A 22463-nucleotide genomic window follows, 5' to 3' on the forward strand; every position below is an offset into this window, starting at 1 on the left:
TAAGTCGACTGAAGAACTAGACAATCCCAGTATTCGGGACACCGGTCCCAAAATGACCGCCTGCTGGAACGACACGCGCACGGGTTGCCCTCACATCCCCGAGCGTGAGTGCGTTGTACTGGCGTGATGGTTTCGGAGAAGGTCACCCTGCCGCCGTTCCAGGCGTTGGTGGACGAGCACTGGCGCGATGTCGCCCGGCTCGCCCGCGCGCTGGCCGGCCCGGTCGACGGCGACGACGTGGCCCAACGCGCCTGGGAGAAGGCGTTCGCGGCCTACCCCAATCTCACCTCGGCTAAGAACCTTCGCGGCTGGCTGCTCACCATCACCGCCCGCTGCGCGACCGACCTGCACCGGGCCCGCAAACCGCAGACCCCACTGGACGACGCGCCCCCGATCGCCGTGGCCGGCCCGGAGGCCGCCGACTTCCCGGATCCCGAACTGTGGGGCGCGGTGCAGAACCTGCCCGAGCGACAACGCGTCGCCGTCACGCTCAAGTACGTCGGCGACCTGGACCACCACGGCGTGGCCGCCGCCCTCGACACCACGCCTGCCGCATCCCGCCGACTCGTCAGCGACGCGCTCGCGACCCTGCGCACCGAACTCGGAGTGGATCATGACTGACCTCGAAGCCCGGCTGAGCCGGTTGACTCCCGGAGCCGCCCGCCCGCCGGTACTGCCGACCGCCGACGTCTCCTACGCGCTGCACGAGACCCCGATCGGCACCCTGCTGCTCGCCACCGCGGACGGTCGAGTCGTGGCCAGCTCCTTCGGCGACGAGGAGACCCTGACCAACCGTCTCGCCCGGGCGATCTCCCCCCGCGTACTACGGCAGCCGGCCGCGCTGGACGACGTACGGCGACAGCTGGACGAATACCTGACTGGTCAACGAAAGGCGTTTGAATTGCCGCTCGACCTGGTCCTCGCGACGCCATTTCAGCGGCTCGTGCTGACCGATCTTCCGGACCACACCAGTTACGGCCGCACCACGACGTACGGGCAGGTCGCGGGGGAGATCGATCGGCCCAAGGCAGCTCGCGCCGTCGGTACCGCGCTCGGCGCAAACCCTTTGTGTGTGGTGATTCCGTGCCATCGGGTGATCGGCGCGAGCGGGGCGCTGACCGGGTACGCCGGCGGTCTGGAGGCCAAACGTTTTTTGCTGAATCTTGAATCGAAAAGCTGAGTTTTCCGGCGGCCGCGGTATTTCCTTTATGCTGCGGAGAAAGCAGCAGGCCCCCAATGTGGAGTGGGGGCCTGCTGTTTTTTCGTACTAGTCGTGACTGGGTTGGTGGATTTCCAGGATCAGCCGGCGGCGGCCGCCCCATTCCCGCTTGTAGACCTTGTAGTCCTTGATCCCGGCGGCGGAGCAGAGCCGGCCGTAGCTGGCCTCGTCGTGGATGAAGTGCACGCTGCTGCTGTTGAAGTGCTCGGTGGTGACGATCCGGTGCTCGGGCCCCTGCCGCAGCCCGTTGGCGATCTCCGAGGCCGTCGCCGGTCCCCAGACCGGCCCTTCGATCACGGCCAGCCCGCCCGGCTTGAGCACCCGGGAGATCTCCCAGATCGTCGACATCTGCTCGTCCTCGGCGAACAGCTCGTGGAACGCCGTCCACAGGCAGATCACCGCGTCGAACGAGTCCGACTTGTACGGGAGGTCCGTCATCGACCCGATCGCCCAGTCGATCGACAACTCCTCCTCCCGGGCCTTGGCCAGGCCGGCCTCGACCAGGTTCGGGGAGATGTCCAGTGCGCTCACGACCTTGCCCGCCCGCCGCAACGGCAGGCTGATCCGGCCGTAGCCACAGCACAGGTCGAGGACGGACTCGCGACCCTCCAGCAGCTCCTCGACGGCGGTGATGACGGCGGCATCACGTTCGGGTGTGGTGCGACTGGCCAGCCCCTCGACCCCGAGTTCTTCGTACTCGGCCCGGCTGCGCAGTGCAGAGTTCAGCATTGCGCCAGTATTCCGGCCACGCTGGGTCACTGTCAGTACAAGCTGCTAGATCGAGACCTTCCCGGTCTTGCGGCCGATCCGGCCGAGGCCGATCGCGGCCAGCATCGAGACGACGATCGAGGTGTACGTCGCGCCGAGCCAGCCCGGTACCGGCTGGTTGTTGAACACCGCCTGCTGGAGGTCGAGCCAGAACGGCGACCAGCCCTCGACCGTGCCGGGGTTGACCAGCTGGTAGGCAACGAAGCCGAACACCCAGGCCACGGTCGGCTGCCAGCGGAACCGGGCGGTGTCGGAGACGTCCCAGTTCATCTTGCTGACCACGAAGAAGTCGGCGATCGCGACCGCGAACAACGGGATGAAGACCGAGCCGATCAGGTAGAGGAACTGCGTGTAGTTGCCCAGATCAACGAAGAGGGCGAGGCCGGTGGCCAGCACGCCGATCGCGACCGAGATCCAGCGCCGGTCGATGTGCCCGACCAGGTTGTGCGCGGCCATCGTGGTCGAGTAGACGTTCGCGTAGGCCTCGTCGACCTCGTCCACCAGCAGCACGAACAGGGCGATCGCGCCGGCCGGCAGGGTGACCAGCGCGGTGATCACGTCGGTGCTGTTGGTCTGCAAGGTGGCGACGGCGATCACGCCGAGTGCGTAGTACAGGATCGCGGCGAGGCCGTAGCCGAGGGAGGAGCCGGCGAAGGCGGCCTTGTTGGTGCGCGAGTGCCGGGTGTAGTCGGCGGCGAGCGGCGCGAACGAGACGACACCGGCCGCGGCCAGGTCGACGCCCGGCCAGAAGCCGAAGATGCCGTCCTGCGGCAGGTCGTGCACCGGCTTGCTGAGCACCTGGATGAACAGGTAGACCGAGGCCAGCAGTACCAGCCAGACCATGAACTTGCGCAGCAGCCTGACACTGCCCAGCGGGCGCACGGCCATCGCGGTCGCGATCAGCCCCGCGATCAGCACGAACAGCCAGCGCCAGCGCTCACTCGTCACCGCCACTGCCGCCTGGGAGATGACGATGATCTCCATCGTGGCCCAGCCGATGTTCTGCGCGATGTTGAGCACCGTCGGCGCCACCGAGCCGCGGCGGCCGAACATGCCGCGCAGACACGCCATCGCCGGCGCACCGGTGTGCGATCCGAAGACGGCGGCGCCACCGACGACCAGCGCGCCCAGCCCGCAGCCGACGACGACCGCGAGCAGTCCCTTGACCAGCGATCCCGTGTACGCCGCGACGAGCGCGCCGGTCACCGGGCCGAACAGCGAGATGCCGAAGTTGCCCCAGAGCGTGAACTGGTCGAGGAATCCCAACGTGCGCGGGGTGTCCGTGGTGAGGACCAGCGGCGCCTCGGTGGACGTGGACGTGCGTGCAGCAGTAGTGGTCATGGCTGACCTGCTCCCTACGCCGGCATTACCCGGTCAGGTTCAGGCGGTCGGCGACCCGGCTGCGATCAGCTCGTCGCCCTCTCAGCCCGCCAACATTCGGTGCGAGCTCCCGCGGAGGTTTTGTTACTTCGTCAACGATAACGCGTCACTGACGGTTGTATACACCGGCCGCCCGATTGATGAACGCGGCCAGCTCGCCGGGGTTCGTCAGGACCGGCAGGTGCGAGCCGGTCGGGAAGGTCCAGGCCTCGCCACCGGTTCGCTCGGCCAACTGGTGGGTCCAGTGCTCCGGGGCGATCCGGTCATGGCTCGAGCGGATGATCGTGGTCGGCAACTCCAGCTTCTCGGCCGCCGCGGCGAGGTCGTAGCGCCGGGCGACGTCCATCGCCTTGGCCATCGACGCCAAGCCGGTCCGGAGGTACTGCTTCAGGAGAACCGGCACCAGCCGCGGCGACTCCCACACTGCCGAGCGCAGCAACCTGCCAATCAGTGTCGGCCAGCTGGATGCCCGTCGGTCGCCGCTGGGCGCTACTAGCACCAGGGCCGTCACCAAGTCCGGGTGTGCGAGCGCTGTTGCTACTGCGACCTGACAGGTTGCCGAGTGACCGACCAGGACCGTGGGCTCGGTCAGGTGCCGGGCAAGCCGCTCTGCCAACGCCTCTGTCCGTAGGTCGTCGTCTCGGTGCACCTTGTGGCCGTAGCCAGGCAGCGTGACCACCTCGTACGGCGTACTGAGGTACTGCGCTGTCGGCGCATAGGACTCCGGCCCGAGCCCCAGCCCAGGCAGCAGCACTACTGGGGTAGTCACTCCCAAGGCGCGCGGTCGGGGGCCTGCTGGACCACAGGGTTGCGGACGGCCGGCTTGAGCTCGCGATAGCCGAGGCCGAAGCCCACTGCGAGCAGGAGGAGACCGAAGCCGCCCCAGCCGTACGCGGTGGGGAGGCGGTCGAGTGAGTCGTCGATCGCGCCCATGCCGGTGGTCAGCACCATGATGAGCCAGATCAGCAAGGGGACCAGCGAGACGGCGACCAGGCCGAGGCCGGTCAGCTCGTACGGGTCCGGCTGGCGGTTGACCTTGCGGCGGTTCAGTACGTCGCGCAGCCACATACCGACGGCGGCCAAGCCGACCAAGACGATCAGGAGCTGGCCGATGGTGTCGATGACGTCGGTGCGGAGCGGGTGGTTCAGGGGCGAGCCGGGTGACTGGGAGATCTCCCGGAGCGAGACGCGCTGCACGGAGATGACCAGGAGGCCGTAGACGGCGGCGATGATCGCGGCCAGCAGGACTACCCGCGCTGCGCGGGGGTCGCGGGGGGCTGGTTCGCCTTCGCGGCCGTAGGTCGGCAGCTCGTGGGGTTGGGGGTTTACCGGTGGGCCGTAGGGCTGGCCGGGGCGGTAGGTGGGGGGTTGGTTGTAGGTGTGGTCGTACTGGGTGGCGTCGCCGTACTGCTGGGTGCCGGGCTGATGGCCTTGCTGACCCGGCTGGCCTTGTTGCTGGCCCGGCTGCTGCCGGGTCGGGTCCGCGTAGGCGCCCTGGCCGAACGTGTTGCCGCCGTACGGGGCCGGCTTGGCGTAGTACTCGCCCTCGCGCGGCTCATCGGGGCTGTCGCCCCGGCCGTAGGTGGGGAAGTCCTGTGACGACATTCGCTACACCCTCCCGCTCGCCCGCTCGCTCAGACCGTCTCCGGACAGGCTCTCACGAGTGCGGCCTCAGGTGGCTTTGATCGTCGGCCAGGCGTTGGCGTTGCAGCCGCCCAGGCCCTTGGTCTGCTGCATCATCACCGGGGCCGGGGTGTTGGCCTTGACGCAGGTCGAGTGACCGTGGCCGAGCGCGTGCCCCACCTCGTGGTTGACCAGGTAGCTGCGGTAGAGGTCGATCTTGCCGGCGTACGCGGGGACGGCGTACGTCCAGCGCTTGGCGTTCAGCACCACCCGGTTCTCGACCCGGCAGGAGACCTCGCCGCCGGTGTCGAGCGGCAGGCAGAGCTTGTCGGTGAGCGTCGGCGTCGCGACGATGATGCGCAGATCGACGTCGGCCTTGTCGGACCGCTCGAAGCTGACTGGGTGCAAAGCCTGCCAGCCGCGCGGGTCGGTGAGCGTCTGGTGGATGGTGGCCGCGATCTTCGCGTCGTTGACCGACAGCCCGTCCTCGATCTCGACCCGGTAGGTGAGCTTGTCGCGCACCCCGCTCGCCTTCGCGAACCCGGGTACCACGTGCAGCCGACCGGTCGAGACCGTCACGTTCGGCTTGGAGCCCCTCGGCTGCCGGGTCAAGGTAGGTGCCGGACGCAACGGCAGGGTCAGGGTCGGCGAGGGCGACGGCACCTGGGTCGGCACCACGATCGGAGCCTTGGCCGGCTCCTTCGCCGCCACCGCACTCCCACTGAACTGGGCCGCCAGATTGGTCTGCCGGGTGGCATCGGGATGCACCACCATCACCGTCCCGAGCACCGCCAGCGCGGTCACCGAGAACCACTGCGCCTTGTACGACTTACGCCTGCTGTGCCGCCCACCACGACTCCGGCGCGCGCGACCGCTCATGCGCTGCACTTCCGCCGGATGGACATAAGACCGCCACCCTATCGACTCAGCCTTAGATCACGAAAGAGCAACTTCCCGCACCGGCTGTGCGCCGTCAGCTACTAGCCCGTGCGGGTGCGGAGGAACTTGCCGAAGTGGGGGACGGTGAAGGCGACGGTGCCGCGTTCGGCGGAGAAGACCAGGCCCTTCTTGATCAGGCCGTCGCGGGCCGGGGAGAGGGACTGGGGTTTGCGGTTGAGGGTGGTGGCGACCTCGGAGGTGGGGACCGCGCCGTCGTCGGCGTTGATGCCCAGTTCGGCCATTGCGCGCATGTACTCGCGTTCGGCGGGGGTGGCTCGTTCGTAGCGGGAGCCGAAGAAGCCGACGGTGAGTTCGGCGGAGGCTTCGGGGGCGGCTACGGCGACGTCCTTGATGGTGATCGGGCTGGTCGGGGCGTGGTCCCAGGTGGCGTGGGCGAAGGCCTGGACGAAGTACGGGTAGCCGTCGGTCTGGGCGTAGAGCTCGTCCAGGGCTTCCTCGTCGAAGACGACGCCCTCGGTCTCGGCCGGGATCATCAGGGCCCGGTCGCAGGCCTCGCGGGAGAGCCGGTCGACGCGGACGTAGCGGAAGAGTCGTTCGGAGTACGACTTGCTGGCAGACAGTACTGCGGGCAGGTGCGGCAGCCCGGCGCCGACGACGACCAGTGCGGCGCTCTGCTGGGAGATCTCGTGACAGGCGGCGCAGAGAGCTGACAGGTCGTCGGCGCTGATGTCCTGCATCTCGTCGATGAACAGCCCGACTCCCACCGACAGGTCGCCGGCCAGGTCGGCGGCATCCGCGAACAGCTCGATCAGGTCCATCTCGAGGTCGCCCGAGTCGGCGCGGCCCTTCGCGGCGACCACGTCGACCGGGGGTTGCCAGCGGATGCCCTTGCGATCGTTCAGCCCGGTGCACAGCGCGAACGCCTTCAGTACTGCGCTGAACTCGTCGACCCGATCCGAGTCACGGTGCCGGTGGCCCAGCTCGCGCATCGCCGCGTGCAGCGCCTGGGCGATCGGAAGCCGGATGCTCTGGTCCGGCCGGGCCTCGATCTTGCCGGTGCCCCAGGCACGTTTGATCGCCTGACTGCGGAGCGTGTTGAGCAGCACCGTCTTGCCGACCCCGCGCAGCCCGGACAGCACCAGGCTCCGCTCCGGCCGTCCCGCCGCGACACGTTCGAGCACCACCTCGAACTGCCGCACCTCGGTGTCGCGACCGGCCAGCTCTGGCGGGCGCTGACCGGCGCCGGGCGCATAGGGATTCCGGATCGGATCCATGCATTTCACTCTATGAGCCTGTCTAGCGTTTTCCTTAGATTTCGCTAGCCAACCTGATCGCGTGTCGCTGATCTGTCAGTTTCCTACCTTCTCTAGCGAAAACACTAGATTCTGCTAGACACGCTTAGCGCTCCCTAGGAACCAGCAGGCGCACTAAGGTCTGCGCATGGGTGGGGCTGAGTTGCAGGTCTGGACCGTGCAGGCCGCTGCGCAGTACGAGCGCACGCACCAGCAGTACGTCGGCGGCGCCCGCAAGCTCGAGGCGCTGATCAACGAGCTGATCGGCGAGGAGGAGGGGATCAACTACCTCTCCGCCACCGCCCGGGCCAAGGACCCCGAGTCGTTCCTGGCGAAGGCCTCGAAACCGCATCCCGACGACGCCGGCAAACCGAAGTACGACGACCCGCTGGATCAGATCACCGACCTGGTCGCCGCCCGGATCATCACCTTCCTGGTCGAGGCCGTGGACCGGGTCTGCGAGGTGATCGAGTCGGAGTTCGAGATCGTCGAGCACACCGACATGGGCGCGCACACCCGCGCGCAGGGCGCCTTCGGGTACGCCAGCAAGCACTACCTGGTCCGGCTCAACGCGCACCGCCGCGAGCTGCCGGAGTACGCCGTGCTGAAGAACCTGACGATGGAGATCCAGGTCCGTACCGCGGTCCAGCACGCGTGGGCCGAGTTCGAGCACGACATCCGCTACAAGCTGGACATCCCGCCGGACCGCAAACCCGAGTTCGACCGACGGTTCCTGCTCGCGGCGGCGCTGATGGAGCTGGCCGACAACGAGTTCGCCGAGATCGACAAGCTGTACCGCGAACTCGCCGCGGCCGAGCCCGACGCGGAGCCGATGGACCTGACCACGGCAACGCTGACCACCTACCTGACCAGGCGTTATCCCGACGCGCCGCATGCCAAGACGAACCACTACGCGTGGATTCTCGGCATCCTGGCGCAGCTCGGCGTCACCACCGAGGAGCAGCTGACCGAGTTGCTGCAGGACATCGACAGCCAGGCGGTGCAGGCGGCGATGACGCACCGGTTCCCGGCCGGCACGGTTCGGCGGCTCGACGACGACCTGCTGGCGGCGAAGGGGACGGAGTACGTGGAGCTCTTTCCTGAAGAGGAACGCCGGCAGAAGATCCTGCGCGGCCGGCTGAAGGCGCTGGCCCGCGCAGGCTTGCAGAGAAGCTGAATCTCAGCTCCGGGGTCGCTGACGCAGCAGCGCCGCGCCCAGCGGGGTCAGCACGTGCAAGACCGTCTTCTCCGCGCGCTGGGTCGTGATCAGCCCACTGTCGCGGAGCACCGTGAGGTGGTGGCTGGTGGTCGGCGCCCCGATTCCCACCTGCGCTGCGATCTCGCCCGCGGTGAGCCCGGCGGCGGTAGCCCGCAGTACGGCAGCTCGGGTCTTGCCGAGCAGCGCGGCGGTGGTTGGCTCACCGGCCTTGGGGGTCGCGAGCTCACGCAGTACGGGGTAGATGAGGACTGGGGAGAGGTCCGCGTCGGCCAGCGTCACGGCGTTGTGCCAGCAGAAGTACGACGGGATGAGTTGCAGGCCGCGGCCTTCGAGGCGGATCGTCCGGTTGACTGGATACCTGACCTCCAGCACGGGTGACCGCCACCGCATCAGCGGCTGGAACCCACTGAGCAGCCGGTCGACGCCGCCCCGCTTCAACGCCCTCGCCCGGGTCGCCCGGTCTGCCGCCAACTCCTTCTCGATCAGCTGGTGATGCGGCTGGATCAGCTTCTGGTGGTAGGTCCGCAGCCCGACCTCGAGTTCGGTGCGCAGATCACCGGCGGCGAGACGCGGCGCCCACGAAGGTGCTTGGTGAACCAGCGCCAGCGTCTTGAGCTCACTGGTCACCCGCTCGGCCGGAGTAGCCAGTACTGCGTCGATGCCGGCGTCCAGACCGTCCAGCGAGGCAGGCGGCGTGAGGAAGTCGGGGAAGTACGCCGCCCGCGGGAAGAGTGGCACTAGGAGTGAGCCGACCATCTTGCGCAGTACCGAGTCGGTCAGGGTCTCACTGGCGGCCCGGTACCAGGGCGCGTAGGCCCAGCGGCCGCGGCGGGTCTGCAGCCGGTCGAGGCTGTTCGCGATCTCCCACAGCGGGTCAGGGGCGGTCGCGACCCGGACCTGGTCGAGGTCGGCTTCGGTGAAGATCACTCGCAGCATCTCGCCCCCTTCGACTACCGATCGAAGGCGAGCGGGAACGGTCTGTCAAGCAACTTCGACGGCCGGGCCGGGCAGCGGACACCCTCTCCCAAGGCCCGGAATGCGCGTGGACAGCCCTTGCCCACAGGCTGATAAACGGTTTGACGGGCTGTCGGCAGGCCCGCCTACGCTGGCTCTATTCGCCTGCTCAGGTCACTCGAACAAACCCACTAGTTCCTTTGGGACGTCATGTCGCTGCGCCTCATTCCGTTCGCCGACCCAGGTGTGCCAGACACCCGGTCCGGTCTCCGACTCATTCTCTGGCTCGAACACCAGCAGCTGCGTGGTCAGGCCGTGGCGCTCTGCTGGGGACTCCTGTACTTCGGTGGCATCGCTGCCGCCCCGGTCGCGGTCGGGATGGCCGTCCAGGCCGTCATCGACAAGTCCTGGACCAAGCTGTTCCTGGCCGGCCTGCTGCTGCTCGTGATGGGCGCTGCCAAGGCGGGTGCCGACGCGTTCTTCCACCGCGCCGTGGTGACCAACTGGATCTGTACCGCGTCACGCCTGCAGCAGTTGCTCTCCCGCAAGGCGGCCGAGCTGGGCTCGTTGCTGACCCGCCGGATCGCAGCCGGTGAGGTGGTCGCCGTGAGCAGCGGCGACGTGGAGAAGATCGGCTGGTTCGTCGAGGTGCTCGGCCGGTTCGCGGCCGCGCTGCTGACCTGCTTCGCCGTGGTCGTCGGGCTGCTCTTCTACGAGCCGCAGCTCGGGCTGGTGGTGCTGATCGCAGTACCGATCCTGGCCTTCTCGATCATTCCGCTGATGGGTCCGGCCGAGCGTCGCGCCGACGCGCAGCGGGCCAAGGGCGGCCGCGCCACCGAGCTGGCCGCCGACACCGTCGCCGGGCTGCGCGTACTGCGTGGCATCGGTGGCGAGCAGCTCTTCCTCGACCGCTACCGCGACGCCTCGCAGGAATATCGGTCCAGTGCGGTCCGCAGCGCCCGGATGTGGTCGCTGATCGCGGCGATCCAGGTGCTGCTGTTCGGGCTGTTCCTGGTGCTGATCGTCTGGCTCGGCGTCGGCATGGTCACCGACGGCCGGATCAGCGTCGGTGAGCTCGTCACGACGTACGGGTTTATCACCTTCATGCTGGTTCCGCTGCACACGTTCGAGGAGACGGCGAGCGCCTTCATCTTCTCCAAGGTGTCGGCGCGACGCGCTGCTCGGGTGCTGTCGCTGCAGCGGATGGACGGCAGCAAGGGGCTGGCGGAGGCATCGGTGCCGGAGGGCGACCTGGTCGACCCGAAGTCCGGCCTGCTCGTCCCGGCCGGGAGCTTCACTGCCGTGGTCTCCGGCGACCCGGATGCCGGTGGCCGGCTGGCGGATCGCCTTGGCGGCCACAGCCCTGAGGCCGAGCTGGAGGACCCGTCGGTCCTGCTGGGTGGCGTCGCACTGGACGACCTCCCGCTGTACTCCGCCAGGACTGCGGTGCTGGTGCAGGACAAGGACCCGGTGCTCCTGTCGGGCACGGTGCGCGAGCTGTTCGACGTACCGGCGAGTGGGAGTGTCTCGGTCGAGGCAGCGCTCGATGCGGCTCAGTGCGCGGACATTCTCGACGTACTGCGTCAGTCGCTGCCCAACGGCGGCACGGACGCCACCGCGGCCGTGCTGACCGAGCGTGGACGCTCCCTGTCCGGTGGGCAGCGGCAGCGGGTCGCACTGGCCCGTTCCCTGTACGTCGACCCGGCAGTGCTGGTGCTCGACGAGCCGACGAGCGCTGTGGACGCCCACACGGAGGCACGGATCGCGGACAGCCTGCGGTTCCTCCGCTCGGGCCGGACCACCGTGGTGTTCACCTCGAGCCCGCTGATGCTGGACCGGGCCGAGCGGGTCGTGTTCGTTCCGGACGGCCAGGTCGATGCCGTCGGCACCCATCACGAGCTGCTGCACAGCAATCCGCGCTACCGCGCGGTCGTCACCCGTGAAGAAGAGCCAACTCTCGAGGAGTCGTTGTGAAGCCCCCGGAGTACGACCCGGCAGCCCCGCAGGAGGCGGCTCGCCTGCCGGTGGCCGGTACTGCGACAGTGCGGGCCTACCTGAAGACCCTGTTCCGCAGGCACCGGCGTGCCTTCGGCTGGCTGACCCTGGTCAACGCGGTGGCGGCGCTGAGCGGCATGGTCGGGCCCTGGTTGCTCGGCAACGTCGTGGAGAAGCTGTCGCTGGGTGAGAAGGACGTCGACCTGCCGTACGTGGTGATGGGCTTCGTCATCGCTCTGGCCGTGCAGACGGTGTTCGTGCGGCTCACCCGACTGCGCGGCGCAGTACTGGGTGAGGAGATGCTCGCCGACCTGCGTGAGGACTTCCTGGTCCGGGCAGTCGCGCTGCCGCCGGGCGTGCTGGAGCGCGCCGGGACGGGTGACCTGCTGTCCCGAATCACCACGGACGTCGACCGCCTCTCGCATGCCATGCGCGACGCGGTGCCGCAGCTGACCATCGCGGTGATCTGGGCCGGGCTGCTGATCGGTGCCTTGATCGTCACCGCGCCGGAGCTTGCGGTGGCAGTGGTGATCGCTGCGCCGATCCTGATCATCGGTGGCCGCTGGTACTTCCGCCGGGCGCCCAAGGCGTACCGGTCGGAGGCAGCGGGCTATGCGGCCGTCGCCTCGGCACTGGCCGAGACTGTCGACGCAGGGCGGACTGTCGAGTCGCACCGGCTCGGCAACCGTCGGGTGAAGCTCGGTGACACCCGGATCGGCCAGTGGGTCGCCTGGGAGCGCTACACGCTCTACCTGCGGATGATCCTGTTCCCGGTGATCAACATGACCCACACGGTCGCGCTGGCCGCAGTACTGGTGATCGGTGGTGGGCTGGCGATCGAGGGGTGGATCACCGTCGGCGCGCTGACCACCGGTGCGCTCTACATCCAGATGCTGGTCGAGCCGGTCAACATGATGATCCGCTGGTACGACGAACTGCAGGTGGCCCAGGTCTCGCTGGCCCGGCTGGTCGGCGTGCGCGAGATCGAGGAGGAGGCCGCTGGTCAGCAGGACGAGCCGGAAGGCCGCACTGTCCTGGCCGACGAGGTCCGCTTCGGTTACCTGGAAGGGCGGGACGTGCTGCACGGCGTCACGCTGACTGTCGAGCCCGGAGCCCGGGTCGCGCTGGTAGGCCCTTCTGGCGCAGGGAAATCGACGCTCGGCCGACTGCTGGCCGGCATCTACTCACCGCGCGTGGGTGACATCACCTTGGGCGGGGCAGCGCTGGACAAGATGTCAGCCGAGCAGGTGCGCAGCCATGTGGCGCTGGTGAACCAGGAGCACCACGTGTTCGTCGGCAGCGTCCGCGACAACCTGCGGCTGGCCCGGCCGTCCGCAGCGGACGCGGAGCTGTGGACGGCACTGCGGGCCGTCGACGCGCACGCCTGGGTCGCCGGCTTCGAGCACGGCCTCGACACCGAGGTCGGCTCCGGCGGCGTCTCGCTGACCCCAGCACAGGCACAGCAGGTCGCCCTGGCCCGACTGGTCCTGGCCGACCCGCACACACTGGTGCTGGACGAGGCGACCTCCCTGATGGACCCGCGAGCAGCCCGCCACCTGGAGAGGTCGCTGGCCGGAGTACTGGAAGGCAGGACGGTCGTCGCGATCGCCCACCGGCTGCACACCGCCCACGACGCGGACGTGATCGCCGTGGTCGAGGACGGCCGGATCGTCGAGCTGGGCGGCCACGACGAGTTGGTGGGCGCCGACGGGCCGTATGCGGCCCTCTGGCACTCCTGGCACGGCGAACGCTGATAGTGGAGGGGCAGGCTCGACGAGCCTGCCCCTCCTCCTGCGTGTGAAGATTTGCGGGTGCTGACGACACTGATTTCGCTGCCGACCGTGATCGCCTTCGACGTCGACCCGGCGGGCAGTCTGCTCGTTGCGTACGACGGCAGCGGGACCCGGCAGGTTCACGAGGTGGCGGCCGATGGCAGTTGGCGGGCGCTGACTGCGCTGGGCGATTCAGCCCGGGCAGCGCGGTTCGTGCCTGGGAGTCGTCAGGTGGTGGTGGAGCACGACACGGGTGGCGATGAGCGAGGGCAGCTCTCGCTACTCGACCTGGACGACACGAGCGGGCCGGACGGGCTGCCTGCGCTCACCCCGCTCGTGCTCGACCTGGCCCATTTCCATCACCTGGTGGATGCCAAGCCCGGCAGGATCTTCTACACCACCAACCGCCGCAACCAGGTGGACTTCGATCTGGTGATGCGCGACCTGGCCAGTGGCACCGAGACCGTCCTGTACGACGGCGGCGGCTACCTGTCGACGGCACACGTGTCGCCGGACGAGCACTGGGTGGTTGTCGCCCTCGCAGGTGGCCCCGGCAACTCGGTGCAGCTCCTGCTGGTCGACGCGATCGCCCAGACCGTCACCGAGCTCACGGCGTACGACGATCCGACGTACCAGGAGGGGCCGTCGTGGTTGCCCGACTCCTCCGCGTTCGTGGTCGCCACCGACGAGGGCCGCGACCGGATGGCCCTGCGCCGCTACGACCTCAGTACTGCGTCCTGGGCCGATCTCCTGGTCGACGACCAGCACGACCTGACTGCGTGGGTCTGCCCTGACGGCGAACACCTGCTGGTGGGCACCACCGATGACGGTGTCGTCTCCCTGGCGCTGCACAAGCTCGCAGACGCATCCTTCGTCGCGGAGCTCGACCTGCCGACCGGTGGTTGCGCTGCCCGGCAGTACGGCGCCCCCGATCCGCTGTGGTCGTCCGACGGTAGCTACGCGCTGCTCAACCACAGCTCGCCGGTCAGCCCACTGGCCGTGTTCCGGTACACGCGGGCGACCGGTGAGGTCACCGCTGTGCAGGCGCCCGCGAGTACTGCGCTCCCGGAGGGGCTTGCGCATCCCGAGAGCCACCGGGTCACCTCCTTCGACGGTGAGCAGGTCCCGGTGTTCGTGTACCGGCCGATCGGCGGTGGGGACGGCTCGGCAGTGGTGTGGGCGCACGGTGGTCCGGAGATGTCGGCGATGCGCATCTGGAGTCCGATGGTCACCGCACTGGCCGCGGCCGGCCACACGGTCATCGTGCCGAACGTGCGCGGCTCAGCGACGTACGGGAAGCGCTGGTACTCGCTGGACGACAAGCACCTGCGGCTCGACTCCGTGAAGGACCTCGGCGCGATCCACGACTGGCTGCCGTCGATCGGAGTCGACCCCCAGCGCGCTGCCCTGTGGGGCGGCTCGTACGGCGGCTACATGGTGCTTGCGGGTCTCGCCTTCCAGCCGGAACGCTGGGCGGCCGGGGTGGATATCGTCGGGATCGCTTCGCTGGTGACGTTCCTGGAGAACACCTCCGCCTACCGGCGAGTGGTCCGCGAGCGGGAGTACGGCGTACTGGCGACTGATCGTGAGTTCCTGGAAGCCGCGAGCCCGCTGAACCGGGTGGACGACATCCGGGCGCCGCTGTTCGTCATCCACGGCGCGAACGATCCACGGGTGCCGCTGTCGGAGGCCGAGCAGATCGCCGAGGCGCTCAGCAAGCGGGACGTCCCATGTCAGCTGCTGGTCTACCCCGACGAGGGCCACGGCCTGGCCAAGCGCAGCAACCGGCTGGACGCCTACCCGCAGGCCTTCGCCTTCCTGCGGGAGCACCTGGCTAACTGAACGCCGGCAGCTGCGGCTTGAGTGTCCCGGCCGCAGCGTCCAGCACCACCGGAAGCCCCAGCGGTACTGCGAGGTTGAGGTCCTCGTGGCCGATCGCGGCGCCCTCGACCATCGGCAGCCCGAGCGGCTCGAGGCGTTCCCGGATCACGTCGGCCACCAACTCCCGGTCACCCGCTTCGCTGAAGTCACCGATCACCAGCCCGGTGATCTGGTCGAACCAGCCCGACCTGAGCAGCTGGGTAAGCATCCGGTCGACGCGGTAGCCCTCCTCGCCGACATCCTCCAGCAACACGATCCCGGCCGGCTTAGCGAAGGTCGGGCTGCCCAGGCTGGTGGCCAGGAGCGCCAGGTTGCCCCCGAGCAGCCGGCCTTCCGCAGTACCGGCTACGACGGTCCGGGCACCGGTGGGAGCCAGCAGGTCCTCAACAGTCTCGGGAGCGAACAGCAGGTCCCGCAGTCGGTCATGCGACTCCTGCACCCGCAGCTGCCCGATCCCGGCCGCCATCGGGCTGTGCACTGTGACCAGTCCGCGAGCATTGAAGACTTCATGGAGCGCGGTGATGTCACTGAAGCCGACCAGGATCTTGGTGACCGGGGCAAGCTCCTCGACGTCGAGGTGCTGCAGCAACCGCTGTACGCCGTACCCGCCGCGCCCTGCGAAGACCGCCTTGAACGACGGGTCCAGCCAGGCCGCACGAAGGTCGGCGGCGCGCGCCCGGTCGTCCCCTGCGAGATAGGGCAGTCGCTCGTCGCGGGCCAGCGCGGACGGCATCACCTCGACCTCGATACCCCAGTCCAGCAGGTACTTGGTACCCAGCTCGAGCCGCTCGGCGTCGAGCGGCCCGGCCGGTGCGACGACGGCGATCCGATCCCCAGCCCGCAGCCGCTCCGGCCGCCTCACCTCAGTCATGCACCAGACGCTAGCTCACCGGTTCGGAGCGGCGGCATCTGCCAGCCGCGGGCCAGCGACGACTCGTACGCCGGTACGCCGCCGGAGAAGTACTCGGTGAACTTCATGATCAACGGGTCCCAGCGCAGCGGGTCGATATAGCGGTCGTCGTTCATCAACAGGTCGTCGCGCACCTGCACCCGCTGCACCGACATCTCCAGCGCCCGCAGCGTCGAGTCCGCGCCGCCGATCTGGTGGATCGCCTCGATCCGCCCTTCGAGGTTGATCGGGCTCTCCTCGACCGCGTCCACTCCCGCGCTGCCCGGCGACCTGGTCAACCCGGCCGCCGCGAACTTGTCCGGCTCGTACCGATACCCCCGCGCCCGCTTGGCGTCCGACATCTCCCGGGACCCGGTCAGCAACGCGATCCGGTCGAGCGCGGCGACCATGGCCGGCTCGACCAGGTTGAGCACGCACTCCGGCCGCTCCATCAGGTTCTGCACGGTCTGCGACCCGACGGCCATCCCGAGCATCGCCGATCGATGCAGCCACCAGGCCGACGACATCGGGCCGAGATTGGTCGTCCCGTCGGGATTGCGGGAGCTGATCAACACCACCGGCGTACCGAAGTACAGGACTTTGGGTTCCACGATTCGCTTCACGTTCGATAGAACGTCGACGCTCGCGATCGTGTGAGGGGGCTACCAGTAGATCCGCACAGGGGTGGTTTTGGTGGTGCCGTTGACGGTGACGGTCAGCTGGACCGTGCCGGGTCGCAGACCGGTGATGAGGCCAGTAGCCGGGTCGTAGGAGGCCACGGCCCAGAAGGGCGCAGTACGGATCGGGCCGATGTGCAGGAGGGACGATCCGGACCAGTCGGCCGACACTGGGAACGACACCGGCACCCGACGACTCTCCTGTACTACGGTCGCCGCCACCGGCCCGGTGTTGCCCAGCTTGAGCGACGCCGGAGCAACGAGCTCCAGACTGTCGACGTGTGCCCGCAGCTCGACCTGGAACCAGGAGCGTTCCGGGGCCGACCAGTGACGCTCACCGGCCGCCGCCTCCCGCGCATTGGGGTCGATACCGACCAGCGCCCACCCGGTGAACCCACCGGCGTCGGGAGCAGCCGCCGGCCCCTTGCCGGAGTTGCCAGTGATCGGCAGCAGTACTCCGTCAGTCCGAGTCGCCGCGAACGTACCGGCGTGCGCAGCCATGTACGCCGCGCCCTTGCCGGTCGACGCGCGGAAGTCCGCAAGCCAACGCACCAGCAGCTCCGCCTCCTTGCGATCGCCGAGCTGCGAGTTCTGCGTCGGCGACGGGTCGTCGATCGGGTGATGCGCCATCACCACCACGTTGCGGATCGACCGGTTGCCGCGGGCATCGTCGAGCTGCTGCTTGAGGTCGAGGATCTGCGCGAACCCACCGGCCCGCAGCGACCCCAGCGACGAGTCACGCAGGATGAACCGGGTGCCCTTGTGGTCGAACGTGCTGGTCGGAGCGCCGAACACCTTCGTCCACTCGGACAGGTCACCCGGCCCGTAGCTCTCGTGGTTGCCCGGCACGTAGTGCACCGGCACCTTGCCCCCGACCTCCTCGTCGATGATCTGCTTGGCCAGCGCGATGTCCCGGTCGAACCCGCGATCCACGAAGTCACCGTTGATCACCAGGAAGTCCGGCTGCTGCGCGAGTGCCTCGCGAATCGTCCGGCGAGCCTGCTTCACGAAATCCGAGTTCGGGTCGTCGGCGGTGAACTGCGCATCCGACATGACGGCGAACTTCCAGCGGCCGCCACCCGTCGCAGTACCGTCCGTGACGACCATCGGGTCGATCACCTTGGCCGGCGGCGCGACCGTGACCGGCGGCGCGCCGCGCACGGTCAGGTCGTCGATCACGATGCGGCCGGAGTACTGCCGGGTCGGCACCGTCTCGACCACGTAGATCCGCCAGAACCGCAGCGGCATCGTCAGGCCCGGCGGGATGTCCGCCTCGACGTACTTCCAGCCGGTCCAGTCGACCGCCGCCGCCAAGTTGAGCGTCTGCGCCGAACCACCCGCGCCGTCGTACGCGTTCGCGCGCAGCCAGGCGCCCTTGCCGTCGCCGAACACCCAGGCGCCGAGCTTCTGCGGTTGCCCGGGCAGCGTCTGCTGCGGAGTCTGCGCCAGGTACGCCGCCCGGGTGGCGGTGCTGCCGGTTAAGGAGTAGTCGAGCGCGATCGCCTGGCCGCCGTCATGGCCCTCGGCAACCGATCGCGATGCCGTCGCGGCACCGGCCGGTACTGCGTTCGCCAGCCAGCGGGCCGGGTCGTCCACCTCGTCCACGATCTGGCTGGTCAGGCCGGCCGTCACGCTGAGCTGGGTGGTGAGCGACCCCACCTTGGCCGTGACGACCGTCGCCACCGCCGCGGCGCCGACCGCCGTCACGTCGAATCCGTTGCCTCGCGCAACCACTGTGACGAGCTTGCTGTTGTAGCTCAGTTTGACGTCACGTGGCTCGATCCAGGTGGAGAAGCCGTCCGCGTCGTAGCCGTTGACAGTGAAGAAACCCTTGGTGGTCGCGTCGGGCACCGACACCTGTCGGGTCGACGGCGCCAGGCGGATCGGCGTACCGAGGACTGTCATCGGGAAGCGGCCGCGGGCTGAACCGTTGGACGCAGTGATGATCACGTCGCCTGCACGGCGACCGGTGACGACGCCCTTGGAGACGCTGGCGTTGCTGCCGGCCGACCAGTACGGCGTACCGGTGGCTGGTGCGTAGGTCTCGTCGTGGCCGCGGGCGGTCAGCACGCGACTGAGGCCGGTCAGGACGCGGGAGCTCTTGGAGATGTCCGTGTCGGCTTCCTCGGCCGCAGTACCGGCTGCTTCGAGCTGGAAGCCCTTGAGTTTGCCGGATCCCTTGACTGGAAGGAGTCCCAGGCCGTTCGGGACCAGCCGCTCGCCCCCGTCCGACGGGTCGTTGACGATCCCGGGCGCGGCCTCGCCCGGGGAGCGGGCGAGCATCGTGGACGAGCCGCCACCGTCGAGGTTCAGCACGTCGTCGGCGCCGAGGCCGATCATCAGCTGCCCCATCTCCTTCAGCGACAACCCCCGCGAGCCGGTCGCGCGACCGTCGACCGTGAGCAGCACCATCCGGCGGCCGTTCGCGGTGAACCCGACCGCGGTCCGCGGCGCCAGATCGGCATCCGGTACGTCGTCCGGCACCTTCCCGTCGCGGGCCAGCTGGACGTTTCCGCTGATCGCGACGGCCGCGTCCACGGCGTCGGCGCGCGGGCCGTACTGGACCTCGACCTTGTCGCCGGTCTCGAATGCGGCGAGCGCCGTCGCGCCCGTGTCGCGGCCGATCAGAGCCAGTTCGTTGGCCGCCAGCGGCGTCGTACCGGGGGTGGTGGCCGAGGAGACGACGACCCCGTCACGGAGGAGCACCTCACGGACAGCCGGTACGCCGTCCACGGTCCTGGTGCGGGCAGCCTCGCCCCACTCGGGCGTGTAGAGACCGATGCCGTTGGCGTTGACGCCCGGCGAGTTGAGGTTGGTCAGGTCGAGCTTGGTGGCGTCGTCGTCGGTGGCCGTGCCCTGCAGGAAGACCTGGGCGATCCGGCCGAGGCCGTCCTTGCCGATCACCGCGGTGTCGTTGTGGCCGGCGGCCGGCGCGTTGATCAGGCGACCGTTCCGCTCGATCCCGACGCCCAGCGGCGCGGTGGTGTCGTTGATGTCGAAGAAGTCGCCGTTGACGCCCGCGATCGCGCCCTTGCGGGCGAGCTGCTGACTGAGCGGCTGGCCACCCGAGACCTTGCCGGTGTTCACGTAGTCGACGGTCACGCCGTGCTTGTCCAGGTCGGCCACCAGGAAGTCACCGCGCAACCAGCCACGCGCGTCGAGTCGCTCGAACGCCGTGTAGCCGACCCCGGGCGCGACCGGGCTGTCCTGCCGACTGGTCACCAGCCCCTCACCGGCCGGCGCGATCGCGACATCGGCGATGTCGGAGGCGCTGGACGAGTGCCGCTGCGCCTCGACCGGCGGCTGGTCCGGGCCCGGCCAAGGAGTGGCAGCGGCTGAATTCAGGGCGGAGCCGGCCAGCAGGCCGCCCAGCACGACGCTGATCGCAGTACGGCGGAACGGGGCATGCCTGGACACAGGGGCTCCTCGACGCGGGCGGACATGACGTGACATGGCCATCCGACGCCGTGGGACCTACCGCCGTGTGAGGCGTAGGTGTACGCCGGTCAACCGATCGGTGACAAAGTAACGTCTTTGATCGGCAACCGGAAGATTATTGCCAGATTCAGTCGAGGGCGACCGGGCGTCCGGCGCTCTCCCAGGCCTGCATGCCGCCGTCCAGGTTGATCGCGTCCCGGCCCTGCGACGCGAGGAACTGGGTCGCCATCGAGGACCGGCCGCCGACCGCGCAGACGCACAGCACCTTCTGGCCGAGCGGCACCTCGCCGACCCGCTCCTGCAGCTGGCCGAGCGGGATGTGCACCGCGTTCTCGATGTGCCCGCGGGCCCACTCGTCCGGCTCGCGAACATCGAGCACGAACGCTTCGGCGAGCAGTGCGTCATCGACGTCAGCAACCACCACTGCGGGAATCTCCGGAGTCATGGCTCGATCATCGCAGCCTCGGCCGGCCGGCACACCCGGCGGTCCCGGTCTCTGACGTTCATTTGTCGATCCCTTGCACTCTGGGAACGTTTCATTTCTACTGTCAGTGATCACGCAGTGACTCTTCCCGCCCATTCAAGGAGCCACCATGCGCCATTTCGTCCTGCCCGGAAAAAGATCGCTCCAGCTGACCGTCGCCGGTCTGCTGTTCGCCGCCGCGGCCACCTCACAGGCCGTCGCGGCCACTCCGACCGACACACCCGCCGCCAACGCCGGCGCGTCCTCTTCGGTCACCGCTCCCGCGTTGCCATCGAAGGCGCCGGCCGGCGCGCTCGAGGCGACCGGCTACTGGACCGCCGAGAAGCTTCGCACCGCGATCCCGGCCGACCTGCCCGGTGACGCCAAGGCTCCCGCCGCGCAACGGCCGACCGGACCGCCGAGCGTCGCCTCGCACCCGGTCGCGCCGCAGGGCCGGGCACCGCTCAACGACCCGGTGCCGACCACCGCCGGCAAGATCTTCTTCACCAAGAACGGCGCCAACTACGTCTGCTCCGGCGCCGCGGTCAACAACAACTACAAGAACCTGATCGTCACCGCCGGCCACTGCGTGCACGGCGGCCAAGGGGCCGGCTGGCACGCGAACATCGTCTTCGCGCCGTCGTACTACAACGGCCAGTCCGGCGCCGGACTGTGGAACTGGAACACCGCCCGGACCTTCAACGCCTGGATCAACAACAGCAACTTCAGCTACGACCAGGCCTTCGTCTCGTTCCAGCAGCGCAACGGCCGCAACCTGATCGACGCGGTCGGCGGCAACGGCCTGGCGATCAACAACAGCCGGGACCAGGGCAACACCCGGATCTGGGGCTGGCCGGCCGAGGCGCCGTTCAACGGTGAGGTCCCGTACTACTGCGACGGCGGCACCTACGCCTACGGCTCGACCGACGCCGCGCTCGGCTGCAACATGAACGGCGGCGCCAGCGGCGGCCCGTGGTTGAAGGACCGGATCAACCAGGACCTCGGCTACATCTTCGCCGCGACGTCCCGGCGGACCACCAGTGGTCCGCAGATCCTGCTGGCCACCCCGTTCAACTCCGAGGTGCTGGACATGTTCAACCAGATGACCTGAGCTAGCTGAGCTACTTGAGCAGCTTGGACAGGCGGCGGTCGGCCAACGGCTTGCCGCCTGTCTGACAGGTCGCGCAGTACTGCAGGGACGAGTCGGCGAAGCTGACCTCGCGGACGAGGTCACCGCAGATCGGGCACTTCTGGCCCTTCCGGCCGTGCACCCGCATCCCGCTCTTCTTCTCCGACTTGAGGTCCTGGACCGCGAGGCCGGCCGAGCGGGTGACCGCGTCGCGCAGGGTGTCGTGCATCGCGTCGAAGAGCTGCTGCAGCTCGTCGGCGGACAGGTTCGAAGCCGGTTTGAACGGGCTCATCCTCGCCACGTGCAGGATCTCGTCGGAGTACGCGTTGCCGATCCCGGCGATCACCGACTGGTTGCGCAGCACGCCCTTGAGCTGGACCCGGCCGGCCGCCTTCAGGATGTCGCCGAACTGCTCGACGGTCAGCGTGAACGGGTCCGGACCGAGCTTCGCGATGCCGGGCACCTCGGCCGGGTCGCGAACGACGTACACGGCGAGCTTCTTCTGGGTGCCGGCCTCGGTCAGGTCGAAGCCGGAGCCGTCGTCCAGCACCACCCGGCAGGCGATCGGGCCCTTGCCGGGGCGGACCAGCCCGGTGGACTGCTCCTCGCGCCAGCGCAGCCAGCCGGCGCGGGCCAGGTGGATGATCAGGTGGACGCCCTGCGCGGAGATGTCGATGAACTTGCCGTGCCGTTGCACGTCGTCGATCAGCAGGCCGACCAGCGACGAGATCGGTGGGTCGTAGGTCTTCAGCGCGCTGATCGCGGTGATGTCGGCACGTACGAACGCCCGCTCGACGGCACGTTCCCGCAGGAACCCCGCCAGCGACTCCACCTCCGGCAACTCGGGCACGTTCCCAGTGTGCC

The 22463-nt window shown here is 68.8% G+C and carries 19 protein-coding genes and 1 riboswitch; of the genes, 7 read left to right on the forward strand and 12 right to left on the reverse strand.

Going from position 1 to position 22463, the window contains the following annotated elements; translation table 11 throughout:
* Positions 1 to 126 precede the first annotated feature (126 nt).
* A complete protein-coding gene (locus tag AB0P21_RS31250) occupies positions 127 to 621 on the forward strand; it encodes a sigma-70 family RNA polymerase sigma factor (RefSeq protein WP_363701102.1) in 495 nt (164 codons plus the stop codon).
* A complete protein-coding gene (locus tag AB0P21_RS31255) occupies positions 614 to 1180 on the forward strand; it encodes a methylated-DNA--[protein]-cysteine S-methyltransferase (protein WP_363701104.1) in 567 nt (188 codons plus the stop codon). Before AB0P21_RS31250 ends, AB0P21_RS31255 begins: the two co-directional genes overlap by 8 nt.
* An 87-nt stretch (positions 1181 to 1267) precedes the next feature.
* Here the strand turns inward: AB0P21_RS31255 and AB0P21_RS31260 are convergent, their stop codons facing one another.
* The 6 genes from AB0P21_RS31260 to AB0P21_RS31285 all read right to left on the reverse strand — a co-directional run bounded on the left by AB0P21_RS31260 (position 1268) and on the right by AB0P21_RS31285 (position 7164).
* Complete coding sequence (locus AB0P21_RS31260; protein WP_363701106.1) at positions 1268 to 1948, reverse strand: methyltransferase domain-containing protein; 681 nt, start codon at positions 1946 to 1948, stop codon at positions 1268 to 1270.
* A gap of 45 nt (positions 1949 to 1993) precedes the next feature.
* Positions 1994 to 3328, reverse strand: a complete 1335-nt coding sequence (locus AB0P21_RS31265; protein WP_363701108.1) for a cytosine permease — start codon at positions 3326 to 3328, stop codon at positions 1994 to 1996.
* Positions 3323 to 3451: riboswitch (TPP riboswitch) on the reverse strand. (Overlaps the previous gene by 6 nt.)
* Positions 3452 to 3473: 22 nt before the next feature.
* Positions 3474 to 4136, reverse strand: a complete 663-nt coding sequence (locus AB0P21_RS31270) for an alpha/beta hydrolase (RefSeq protein WP_363701110.1) — start codon at positions 4134 to 4136, stop codon at positions 3474 to 3476.
* Positions 4133 to 4972 (reverse strand): hypothetical protein, encoded by an 840-nt coding sequence (locus AB0P21_RS31275; protein WP_363701112.1) that lies wholly within the window; start codon positions 4970 to 4972, stop codon positions 4133 to 4135. The genes AB0P21_RS31270 and AB0P21_RS31275 overlap by 4 nt, the downstream gene beginning before the upstream one ends.
* A 66-nt stretch (positions 4973 to 5038) precedes the next feature.
* Positions 5039 to 5869, reverse strand: coding sequence for a DUF3152 domain-containing protein (locus tag AB0P21_RS31280; RefSeq protein WP_363701114.1), 831 nt, complete (start codon positions 5867 to 5869; stop codon positions 5039 to 5041).
* Positions 5870 to 5970: 101 nt separating this feature from the next.
* Entirely contained in the window at positions 5971 to 7164 is a 1194-nt protein-coding gene (locus AB0P21_RS31285; protein WP_363701116.1) for an ATP-binding protein, read from the reverse strand.
* A 166-nt stretch (positions 7165 to 7330) separates the two neighbouring features.
* Here AB0P21_RS31285 and AB0P21_RS31290 point away from each other — a divergent pair, with 166 nt between their 5' ends.
* Positions 7331 to 8359 (forward strand): (p)ppGpp synthetase, encoded by a 1029-nt coding sequence (locus AB0P21_RS31290; RefSeq protein WP_363701118.1) that lies wholly within the window; start codon positions 7331 to 7333, stop codon positions 8357 to 8359.
* A gap of 3 nt (positions 8360 to 8362) precedes the next feature.
* Here the strand turns inward: AB0P21_RS31290 and AB0P21_RS31295 are convergent, their stop codons facing one another.
* Positions 8363 to 9337: a winged helix-turn-helix domain-containing protein gene (locus AB0P21_RS31295; RefSeq protein ID WP_363701120.1), complete on the reverse strand. Its 975-nt coding sequence runs from the start codon at positions 9335 to 9337 to the stop codon at positions 8363 to 8365.
* 228 nt (positions 9338 to 9565) lie between these two features.
* Here AB0P21_RS31295 and AB0P21_RS31300 point away from each other — a divergent pair, with 228 nt between their 5' ends.
* Genes AB0P21_RS31300 through AB0P21_RS31310 form a run of 3 tightly spaced genes read left to right on the forward strand, consistent with a single transcriptional unit; the run spans position 9566 to position 14964 of the window.
* Complete coding sequence (locus tag AB0P21_RS31300) at positions 9566 to 11329, forward strand: ABC transporter ATP-binding protein (RefSeq protein ID WP_363701122.1); 1764 nt, start codon at positions 9566 to 9568, stop codon at positions 11327 to 11329.
* Positions 11326 to 13104 carry an ABC transporter ATP-binding protein gene (locus AB0P21_RS31305; RefSeq protein ID WP_363701124.1) on the forward strand — a complete coding sequence of 593 codons (1779 nt, stop codon included), beginning with the start codon at positions 11326 to 11328 and terminating at the stop codon, positions 13102 to 13104. Before AB0P21_RS31300 ends, AB0P21_RS31305 begins: the two co-directional genes overlap by 4 nt.
* A gap of 57 nt (positions 13105 to 13161) precedes the next feature.
* Entirely contained in the window at positions 13162 to 14964 is a 1803-nt protein-coding gene (locus AB0P21_RS31310) for a S9 family peptidase (protein ID WP_363701126.1), read from the forward strand.
* Here AB0P21_RS31310 and AB0P21_RS31315 read toward each other — a convergent pair.
* The 4 genes from AB0P21_RS31315 to AB0P21_RS31330 form a co-directional block, all read right to left on the reverse strand.
* Positions 14957 to 15874 (reverse strand): LD-carboxypeptidase, encoded by a 918-nt coding sequence (locus AB0P21_RS31315; RefSeq protein ID WP_363701128.1) that lies wholly within the window; start codon positions 15872 to 15874, stop codon positions 14957 to 14959. The two genes, AB0P21_RS31310 and AB0P21_RS31315, sit on opposite strands and share 8 nt — an antisense overlap.
* Complete coding sequence (locus AB0P21_RS31320; RefSeq protein WP_363701130.1) at positions 15871 to 16503, reverse strand: flavin reductase family protein; 633 nt, start codon at positions 16501 to 16503, stop codon at positions 15871 to 15873. The genes AB0P21_RS31315 and AB0P21_RS31320 overlap by 4 nt, the downstream gene beginning before the upstream one ends.
* Before the next feature lie 51 nt (positions 16504 to 16554).
* Positions 16555 to 19986: a phosphodiester glycosidase family protein gene (locus tag AB0P21_RS31325; protein WP_363701132.1), complete on the reverse strand. Its 3432-nt coding sequence runs from the start codon at positions 19984 to 19986 to the stop codon at positions 16555 to 16557.
* Positions 19987 to 20134: 148 nt separating this feature from the next.
* Positions 20135 to 20452, reverse strand: a complete 318-nt coding sequence (locus AB0P21_RS31330; protein WP_363701134.1) for a rhodanese-like domain-containing protein — start codon at positions 20450 to 20452, stop codon at positions 20135 to 20137.
* A 148-nt stretch (positions 20453 to 20600) separates the two neighbouring features.
* Here AB0P21_RS31330 and AB0P21_RS31335 point away from each other — a divergent pair, with 148 nt between their 5' ends.
* The gene (locus tag AB0P21_RS31335; RefSeq protein ID WP_363701136.1) at positions 20601 to 21581 is read left to right on the forward strand and encodes a hypothetical protein; all 981 of its coding nucleotides are present in this window, start codon (positions 20601 to 20603) and stop codon (positions 21579 to 21581) included.
* A gap of 10 nt (positions 21582 to 21591) precedes the next feature.
* Here AB0P21_RS31335 and AB0P21_RS31340 read toward each other — a convergent pair whose 3' ends face one another.
* Complete coding sequence (locus tag AB0P21_RS31340) at positions 21592 to 22449, reverse strand: DNA-formamidopyrimidine glycosylase family protein (RefSeq protein WP_363701275.1); 858 nt, start codon at positions 22447 to 22449, stop codon at positions 21592 to 21594.
* Positions 22450 to 22463 lie beyond the last annotated feature (14 nt).

The sequence above is a fragment of the Kribbella sp. NPDC056861 genome (assembly GCF_040687575.1).
Lineage (GTDB): Bacteria > Actinomycetota > Actinomycetes > Propionibacteriales > Kribbellaceae > Kribbella.